Below are 8969 nucleotides of genomic sequence, written 5' to 3'. Positions count from 1 at the left end.
CCTCGTGCTCGACCCAGCCCGAAGCCGGGAAATGCTGGGCGAACTCCTGCTGCGCGCTGGCGACCGGATGCAGGCTGCCGTCGAAGACGATCGCGCGCGAGGAGGTCGTGCCCTGGTCGATCGCGAGGAGATGGCGTGCGGCGGCCATGGCGGCCTCCCTTTCTGCGGCTGCGGCCCGTTCTGCCGGGCCCGTTTCCGCGGACACTGGCGCAAGCCCACCCGCCAGGGCAAGGCCCCGGCCTCCACCCCGCGCGGGCTGCGACCGAAGGTTCCGCTTGGCACTGCGGTCCCGCTGTTGTTACGCTTCGAATCCAAGGCGTGTCAGGGCTTTCGCCCGACGCGTCCGCAGGGCCATCCGCTGCGAGGCGGGCCCGGCGGCAGGTCAGGGGAACGGCGACGTGGAGGTCGAGGACCGGCAGGAGCGAATGATGGCGGCGGCGGCGCTGCCGCATGGCCACGGCGCCGGTCCACCGGCGGCAGGCGCCCTGCTCGGCACGGGCTTCGGCCAGCCCGGCTCCGACCGCAGCGCCCCCCTCCCCGGTCCGCCACCCGCCCCCAGGTTCCCGGCCGCGACCTATGCCGCGCTCGATCTCGGCACCAATAATTGCCGCCTGCTGATCGCGCGGCCGGCGCAGCACGGCTTTCGTGTCGTCGATGCCTTCTCCCGCATCGTGCGGCTGGGCGAGGGCCTCGCCGCCAGCAGCCGTCTCGGCGACGCGGCGATGGACCGCGCCGTCGAGGCGCTGAAGATCTGCCGCGGCAAGATGCTCAACCGCAATGTCACGCGCGCCCGGCTGGTGACGACGGAGGCCTGCCGCGCGGCCGTCAACGGCTTGGATTTCGTCCGCCGCGTCGCCGCCGAGGCGCAGCTCGAGCTCGAGATCATCGACCAGCGGACCGAGGCCGCGCTGGCCGTCTCCGGCTGCGCCGCACTGGCCGATCCGGCCGCCGAGGGCGTCATCGTCTTCGACATCGGCGGCGGTTCGACCGAGATCGTCTGGATGGGCGGGCGCAACGAGGCGCGCGACCCGGCCGCGCGCATCCGCGAATGGGCATCGCTGCCGATCGGCGTGGTCACGGTGGCCGAGCGCTATGGCGGCGTCGATGTCAGCCGAGCCCTGTTCGAGACCATGGTCGAGGACTGCGCCCGCGAGCTCGAGGGCTTCGCCCGGAAGGCGGCGGCCGCCAACGGCGCTCGAAATTTCCATCTGCTCGGCACTTCGGGCACGGTAACGACGGTGGCCGGCATCCATCTCGGCCTCGCCCGTTATGACCGGCGCGAGGTCGACGGGCTGTGGATGCGGCAGGACGACATTCTCGCCGTCATCGACCGGCTCGTCGAAATGGACTACGCAGCCCGGGCGGCCAATGCCTGCATCGGCCGCGAGCGGGCCGATCTCGTGCTGGCCGGCTGCGCCATCTTCGAAGCGATCCGCCGCGCCTTCCCCAGCGAGCGCGTCCGCATCGCCGATCGTGGCCTGCGCGAAGGCATCCTGCTCAGGATGATGCATGAAGACCGCGCTTGGCGCCGGAGATGAGATGACGCTGTCCCTACGACCCGCCTTCGCGATCGCGATCCCTGCATGAACGGCGGCGGTAAGACGGTCGGCGTCAAGACAGGTGGCGGCAAGGCCGGGGGCAAGGGCACCGGCTCCCCGAAGTCGGGCGCGGCCAAGGCTGGCGGGGCCGGCGGCGCGCGCGTGCCCGGCAAGCAGGCCCCCAAGACGGTGGCCGGCGGCGGCGGCTCGCGCGACATGCGCGTCAAGGTCAAGAAGGCCGGCAAGCTCAAGCATTCCTCGCAGCTCTGGCTCGAGCGCCAGCTCAACGACCCCTATGTGAAGCGCGCCCGCGAGCTGGGCTACCGCTCCAGGGCCGCCTTCAAGCTCGAGGAGATGGACGACAAGTATCGCTTTCTGAAGCCCGGCCAGAAGCTGATCGATCTCGGCTGCGCGCCGGGTGGCTGGTGCCAGATCGCGGCGGCCCGCATCGGCCTCGACAAGGGCAAGGGCCGCATCGTCGGCATCGACCTCTTGCCGGTCGACCCCATCCCCGGCGTCGAGCTGGTCGAGATGGATTTCATGGCCGAGGAGGCCCCCGCCCTCCTCACACAGCGCCTGGGCGGCCGGGCCGACGGCGTGATGTCCGACATGGCCGCCAACACCACGGGCCACAAGAAGACCGACCACATCAAGATCATCGCGCTCGCCGAAGCTGCGCTCGAGTTCGCCCATTCGGTGCTGGCGCCCGGCGGCTTCTTCCTTGCCAAGCTCTTCCAGGGCGGCGACAGCGCGACCCTGCTGGGCGGTCTGAAGCGCGACTTCACCACGGTGCGCAACATCAAGCCGGCCTCGAGCCGCTCGGATTCCTCGGAGCTCTATGTCCTGGCAACGGGGTTCCGGCGGAAGGCGGAAGAGCCGGGCGAGGACGCGGCCTAGCGCTGCGGCTGGGCGCCGGGCGCCGCTCGATCCAGCTACGGAAACAGGTCGGTCGGCAGCCTGTCGGGCCTGTAGGTCCCCGGCTTGCTCTTCTCCACCGAGTGCCAGATCCACATCCCGAAGCCGATCAGCCCGAGCATCGGGAACAGCATCTCCGCGATGGGGATGCTGCCGCCCGCCGTCTTCAGCAGGATGAAGCCGCCGGCCCCGCCGAAGACGACCAGGAAGATGACGAGCGCGATCTGCAGCACACGGTGTCGGCCCTCCGGCACACCGCGCAGGAAGCGGATGCGTGCGGCGTCCTGCGGCGGGATCCGCCGGTGCAGATCCTCGACGAAGGCGATGAAGACGGGATCGCGCTCGGGATCGTTGCCGCCCAGCGGCGTGCCGGAATGAACCTGCAGCGGCAGGCCGCGATCGAAGACGAGTTCGATCATCGCCTCCCAGGGGGTACCCTTGGCGCCGTGGATTGCTTGGATCCGCACCGAACGCAATTGCGCGAAGGGACGCAGCCCGCCCGAGCCGTCGAGTGCATAGCTGATGCCCTCGTCGCTCAGCGTCAGCCGCGCCTCGGCCAGCTTGAGGCGCATCGCGCCATCGCCGATCGCGAGATCGAAATCAGCCGGGGCGCGGGGTTCCGCCGGGTCCATGCCGAAGTCTGCCCAGCGTTCATGGCGGATGGCAAGAACCGCGACCACCGTCACTCCAGCGGCTTCTGGTCCGAAATCGCCTGGGCCGTCGCCTTGGGGGCGCTCGTCGGCGCACCGCCCAGCAGATGCCCCGAGACCTCCGCGCCGGCGTCGGGTGCCAGCCGCGCCATGATGAACACCGAAGAAGCCGAGATCAGCCCGACCAGGATGAAAGCGGGCCAGAAATCGGCCGCACCAAGCGCGCCCCCGCCATGGACGAGATTGGCCGCCTCCAGCGCAAACGCCCCGATGGTGACGCCCATGCTGAGCGAGAGCTGCTGCGCCACGCTCGACAGGCTGGTCGCGCCCGACATGTCGCGGTTGGAGACGTCGGCATAGCTCAGCGCGTTGATGCCGGTGAACTGCAGCGAACGGAAGCAGCCGCCGACCAGCAGGATGCCGAGCATGATCCAGTGCGGCGTCGCGGGGGTAAAGAGCCCCGAGGCCGCGAGGAAGGCCGCGCCGACCACCGCATTGACGGTCAGCACGCGCCGGAAACCGAAGCGCGCCAGAATCGTCTTGGCCGCCGTCTTCATCAGCAGCGCGCCGGCCGCCGAGACGAAGGTGATCAGCCCCGATTGCAGCGCGTCGAGCCCGAAGCCGAGCTGCAGCATCAGCGGCAGCAGGAAGGGCACGGCGCCGATCCCGGTGCGGAAGATCGAGCCGCCGATCACGCCGATGCGATAGGTCGGGATCTTGAGCAGCGACAGGTTGAGCACCGGATGGGCCACCCGCCGCGAATGGAACCAGTAGGCGACGAGGGACGCGATGCCGGCGCCGACGCAAGCATAGGACACCGCTTCGGGCACAAGATGGCGTCCGCCCGTCGCCAGCCCCAGCATCAGGCTGGCGAAGCCGAAGGCCGAGAGCAGGAAGCCACGGATATCCAGCGGGGCGACGTCCTCTTCGCGCACATCCTCGAAGAACAGGCTCGCCAGCACGATGCCGACGATCCCGATCGGGATGTTGATGAAGAAGATCCAGCGCCAGTCGAAGTAGGTGGTGATGAAGCCGCCCAGCGGCGGCCCGACGACCGGGCCGACCAGCGCCGGCACCGTCAGATAGGCGAGCGCACCGACGAGTTCGGACTTGCTGACGCTGCGCAGGATCACGAGCCGCCCGACTGGCACCATCATCGCCCCGCCCATGCCCTGGACGAAGCGCGCGCCGACGAAGGCGCCGAGCGAATTCGAGAGTGCGCAGAGGATCGAGCCGAGCATGAACACCGCCAGCGCCGCCCGGAAGATCGTGCGCGCGCCATAGCGGTCCGCCATCCAGCCCGAGATCGGGATGAAGACGGCGAGGCTGACGAGATAGGAGGTCAGCGCCAGCTTGAGCGCGATCGGGTCCTCGCCCAGCGATTGCGCGATCACCGGCAGCGAAGTCGCGATCACCGTCGAATCGGTGTTCTCCATGAACAGCGCGCAGGCGACGATCAGGGGCAGGAGCTTGGCGCGCTGCAAGACGGACTTCCTCGCGAAGACGGGCAGCCATAGCGCCCGGAGCCGGGCAAGACGAGGGCCGCTTCGGCGCCGGGGTGCTTTCTGATCTGGCGCAACTCGCAGGGCGGCCATGCGTTGCATCGACGGAACACGCCCTGGAGCAGCGCGGCCATGCGTTCTGCGCAGTGACGGGGCCAGCGGCCAGCCCCCATCTGAACAAGACAGGGGCGCCAGATGTCACGATTGCGGAGGTCCGCCATGCTCGACCGTCTTCCTATTGCCACCCTGCGCCGGGCCGTTCGCTTCACCGGGCTCGGTATCCTCGCCGGGCTGGGTCTCGTCGGCGCGGGCGGGCGCGCTGCTCAGGCCCAGCCGGCGCAAAATCCCGCGACGAGCTGGGAGATCGGTTGCGCCCAGTCGGTCGTCTCGCCCGGCTCCGGCGACAGCCTGCGCGTGATGAATTGCTTGCGGCAGAAGGACTGCCAGGAGATCGCCAACCGCGCAGGCCACACGGTGTTCCAGGCTGGCTGCTTCGGCGTCGCGCCGAGCGCGCCGCGCCTGCCCGCCGGCGCCGTTCGCTCGAACCCCCAGCGCCAGGGTTAAGCCGCGTCTGCCTCCCTGCCGACACGCTTCGCCGCGCCGCAGCAAATTTTGTGGCGCGGCGCTCTAGCGGTGGCGGGGAGCCCATGCTAACGGGCCTCGTCAACCCGGTCGCGGGCGCCTCCCGCAAGACCGCAGCAGAACCGGCCAGTCCGGTGTCGGAGTTGACGAATGACCCAAATGCTCGACGGCCTGATTCGCGACGGTCTCACCTTCGACGACGTGCTGCTCGAGCCCGGCCCGTCCGAGGTCATGCCGGCGGATGTCGACATCCGCACGAACCTCACCAAGACGATTTCCCTGAACCTGCCGATCATCGCCTCCGCCATGGACACGGTGACGGAAGCCAGGATGGCGATCGCCATGGCGCAGGCCGGCGGCCTCGGCGTCGTCCACCGCAACCTCGAGGCCGACCAGCAGGCGGCCCAGGTCCGCCTCGTCAAGAAGTTCGAATCGGGCATGGTCGCCAACCCGATCACGATCTTCCCCGATGAGACGCTGGGCGATGCGCTCGCCATCATGAAGCACAACTCGATCTCGGGCATTCCGGTGGTCGAGCGCGGTCCGCAGGGTCACAAGGGCAAGCTCGTCGGCATCCTCACCAACCGCGACGTCCGCTTCGCCGCCAATCCCGAGCAGCCCGTCTCGGAGATCATGACCAAGGACCGGCTGATCACCGTGCGCGAGGGCGTCACCCAGGAAGAGGCGCGCCGTCTCCTGCATCAGTTCCGCATCGAAAAGCTGTTGGTCGTCGACGACCATCACCGTTGCATCGGCCTGATCACCGTCAAGGACATGGAGAAGCAGGTCGCCCATCCCAGCGCCGCCAAGGACGCCAAGGGTCGCCTGCTGGTGGCGGCGGCGACCACGACCGGCGATCTCGGCTTCGAGCGCTCGGAGATGCTGATCGATGCCGGCGTCGATCTCATCGTCGTCGACACCGCCCATGGCCATTCCGCCAAGGTGCTGGAGGCGGTGACGCGGGTGAAGCGGCTGTCCAACGCCGTGCAGGTCATCGCCGGCAACGTCGCCACCGCCGGCGGTGCCCAGGCACTGATCGATGCCGGCGCGGACGCGATCAAGGTCGGCATCGGTCCGGGCTCGATCTGCACCACCCGCATCGTCGCCGGCGTCGGCGTGCCCCAGCTCACCGCGGTGATGGACGCCGCCAATGCCGCCAGCAAGCACGGCATCCCGGTCATCGCCGACGGCGGCATCAAATATTCCGGCGACCTCGCCAAGGCGCTCGCGGCCGGCGCCTCCTGCGCCATGGTCGGCTCGCTGCTCGCCGGCACGGACGAGACGCCGGGCGAGACCTTCCTCTACCAGGGCCGCTCCTACAAATCCTATCGCGGCATGGGCTCGGTCGGGGCGATGGCGCGCGGCTCGGCCGACCGCTATTTCCAGCAGGACATCAAGGACGCGCTGAAGCTCGTGCCCGAGGGCATCGAGGGCCAGGTCGCCTATAAGGGCCCGGTTTCGGGCGTGCTGCACCAGCTCGCCGGCGGCCTGCGCGCGGCAATGGGCTATGTCGGCGGCAAGGACCTCGAGGACTACCAGGCCAAGGCCCGCTTCATCCGCATCACCAGCGCCGGCCTGCGCGAGAGCCATGTCCATGACGTGACGATCGTGCGCGAGAGCCCGAACTACCCGACGCGTTCCTGACGGCGACGTCCGCCTCTATCCACCGACTTCTGCCGCGCGGCGGCCCTTCGCGGGGCCGCCGCGCTTGCATTCGGAAGCCATCTTCGCTTCGCTGCCGGGCATGCGAGGCTGGCCGGCGGCCGCGCGCCCGGCCGGGTCGGAGATCCAGATGTCGCTGAAACTCGTCTATCCAGCCCTCGCCCTCATCTTGTGGATCTTCGTCGTCCTCGGCATCCTCTTCCTGCGGCGAAAGGCGGCCTTCGCGGGCCAGCAGGTCCGCATGGCCGATGTCGCGGTCTCGACCGAGGCCTATCCCCAGCCCGCCCGCCTCGCCGCCGCCAACTTCGCCAACCAGTTCGAGACCCCCGTCATTTTCTTCGCGCTGATCATGCTGGCGATGGAGGTCGGCGCGACGAGCTACGTCATGGCGGTGCTGGCCTGGCTCTACGTCGCCAGCCGCGTCGTCCACACGCTCGTCCATGTCGGCTCGAACGATCTGCGCCTCCGGGCCCCCGTCTTCGGGCTCGGCGTCCTCGTGCTGTTTTGCATGTGGATCGGCGTGGTTCTGGCCGTGCTCTGACGCCGCCAGTCCCGCTCCAGCCCGTCGCGTTAAGCATCCGTCCCGTTTTGCGGAGAACCGATCGGCCCGGCGTTGAAGCTTAACGGAAAGTAAACTACACCCTTCGGGCGGCGGACGGGTCATCGAGCGTAGAGTGGAGTCGACGCGATGTTGCGTGTCCGGGAGACGATGACGCAGGACCCGTCCTGCGCCGATGGCGCTTCGGCCGGGCGCCCTTCCGCGACGGCTCCCTCACCGCAAGGGCGCCCCCTCCGGCTCGCGGCCCTCGCCGCCGCCGGGATCGCGCTTGGCGCCGCCGGCACCGTGCTGACCGTCTCGATGGTCCAAGCAGAAGACGATGCCGGGATCAGGGCCTTTCACCTTCAGGAAGCCGCCAACCGCCAGGCCGCCCGCCAGGGTGCCTCTGGCGCCGGCCGGCCACAGCCGCAGGCGGCCGCCTATGCGCCGGCCCGCTCGGGCTGGCAGGTCCCGCTGCTGCAGATGCAGCCCGACGGCCGCATCGCGCACCCGCCGGTCGATCTGAACCCGTTTCGCCAGGGCGCCGCCGATGCCGCCCGCAAGCCCGCCCGGCGCAACCAGCAGGCCCGGATCGATGCCGTGTCGGGCGCGACCGATGTGGTGCGGACCTTCTGCGTGCGTCTGTGCGACGGCTTCCATGCGCCCCTCGGGCACCTTCGCGCCGGCTCCGACCTGAAGGCCCATGACGCCCTCTGCCAGGCCAACAACCCGGGAATCCCGGTCAAGGTCTTCCGTCTCGCCGCCGGCCTCGCCGACATCGGCGAGGCCCGCTCGGCTGATGGCCAGCGCTATCGCGCCCTGCCCATGGCCTACAGCCACGAGACCACGCGCGACGCCGCCGCCTGCCGGCCCGCCATCGTCCAGGCGGGCGAGCGCCGCGTCTCCCTGCTGCGCGACTTCACCCTGCGCCCCGGCGACAGCGTCGTGCTCGACGGCAAGGTCCGCACCTTCGTCGGGGGGTCGCGCTTTCCCTACAGCCCGCGCGACTTCCGCGATTTCCGCAGCGCCGGCGAACTCTCCAAGAGCCAGCGCCGCGAGATCGACGAGCGCGTCGGCATCTCCCGCCTGGAGGCTCAGGCGCGCGGCGTGCGCCGGCAGATGCTGCTGCGCGAGGCGAGCCTGCGGGACGACGGCCTCGCCAGCGATGCCGACCGCTTCGTCCTGCGCGGCTCGCTCGATCCGCTGCGCCGCGGCCCCGTCCGGATGATCTCGCTGGTCGTGCAGGACTGATCGTCATGAGGCCCGCGTTTCGGCCCGATCCGGTGGTCTCTGTTTAGAAACCATCAAAACACCACGCAGTTTTGAAAATGTCTAAGCCTCTGTTTTGACAGGGTTTTTGGTTGACGATCGCGTTGCCCCTCACTACCGCTCCTGACGCAACGCGAAGAAACGGGCTTTGAACCCGAAGGAGCACCATCATGATCCACGCGACCCGTCTGTCCGCTCTGGCGCTCGCCTCCTGCCTGCTGGCCGCACCGGCCCTGGCCCAGACCGTCAACCTCTACACGACGCGCGAGCCGGCTTTGCTCAACCCGGTCATCGACGCCTTCACCAAGGACAC

At 69.4% G+C, this 8969-nt stretch carries 9 protein-coding genes; 6 read left to right on the top strand and 3 right to left on the bottom strand.

Features of this window, described 5'->3' with window-relative positions; genetic code table 11:
* The coding region (locus Q8M82_RS12755; protein ID WP_305691725.1) for an FGGY family carbohydrate kinase at positions 1 to 148 on the bottom strand (148 nt) is incomplete at its 3' end.
* A gap of 280 nt (positions 149 to 428) precedes the next feature.
* Here Q8M82_RS12755 and Q8M82_RS12750 point away from each other — a divergent pair.
* Complete coding sequence (locus Q8M82_RS12750; protein WP_371126341.1) at positions 429 to 1538, top strand: Ppx/GppA phosphatase family protein; 1110 nt, start codon at positions 429 to 431, stop codon at positions 1536 to 1538.
* 45 nt (positions 1539 to 1583) lie between these two features.
* Positions 1584 to 2435: an RlmE family RNA methyltransferase gene (locus tag Q8M82_RS12745; RefSeq protein WP_371126340.1), complete on the top strand. Its 852-nt coding sequence runs from the start codon at positions 1584 to 1586 to the stop codon at positions 2433 to 2435.
* A gap of 35 nt (positions 2436 to 2470) precedes the next feature.
* Here the strand turns inward: Q8M82_RS12745 and Q8M82_RS12740 are convergent, their stop codons facing one another.
* The gene (locus Q8M82_RS12740) at positions 2471 to 3133 is read right to left on the bottom strand and encodes a hypothetical protein (RefSeq protein WP_305691722.1); all 663 of its coding nucleotides are present in this window, start codon (positions 3131 to 3133) and stop codon (positions 2471 to 2473) included.
* 2 nt (positions 3134 to 3135) lie between these two features.
* Positions 3136 to 4587 (bottom strand): MFS transporter, encoded by a 1452-nt coding sequence (locus tag Q8M82_RS12735; protein ID WP_305691721.1) that lies wholly within the window; start codon positions 4585 to 4587, stop codon positions 3136 to 3138.
* Between the two features lie 237 nt (positions 4588 to 4824).
* On the opposite strand from Q8M82_RS12735, the gene Q8M82_RS12730 reads away from it, so the two are divergent.
* The 4 genes from Q8M82_RS12730 to Q8M82_RS12715 all read left to right on the top strand — a co-directional run bounded on the left by Q8M82_RS12730 (position 4825) and on the right by Q8M82_RS12715 (position 8638).
* Positions 4825 to 5169, top strand: coding sequence for a hypothetical protein (locus Q8M82_RS12730; RefSeq protein WP_305691720.1), 345 nt, complete (start codon positions 4825 to 4827; stop codon positions 5167 to 5169).
* A 168-nt stretch (positions 5170 to 5337) separates the two neighbouring features.
* The gene (gene guaB / locus Q8M82_RS12725; protein ID WP_305691719.1) at positions 5338 to 6831 is read left to right on the top strand and encodes an IMP dehydrogenase; all 1494 of its coding nucleotides are present in this window, start codon (positions 5338 to 5340) and stop codon (positions 6829 to 6831) included.
* Positions 6832 to 6979: 148 nt separating this feature from the next.
* Positions 6980 to 7390, top strand: a complete 411-nt coding sequence (locus Q8M82_RS12720) for an MAPEG family protein (protein WP_305691718.1) — start codon at positions 6980 to 6982, stop codon at positions 7388 to 7390.
* 147 nt (positions 7391 to 7537) lie between these two features.
* The gene (locus Q8M82_RS12715; protein ID WP_305691717.1) at positions 7538 to 8638 is read left to right on the top strand and encodes a DUF2865 domain-containing protein; all 1101 of its coding nucleotides are present in this window, start codon (positions 7538 to 7540) and stop codon (positions 8636 to 8638) included.
* Positions 8639 to 8969 lie beyond the last annotated feature (331 nt).

The organism is Allobosea sp. (genome assembly GCF_030694325.1).
In the GTDB taxonomy this organism is placed as follows: Bacteria; Pseudomonadota; Alphaproteobacteria; order Rhizobiales; family Beijerinckiaceae; genus Allobosea.
Note: the sequence above shows the minus strand (reverse complement) of the source record. Positions and strands in the feature narration are given on the sequence as shown.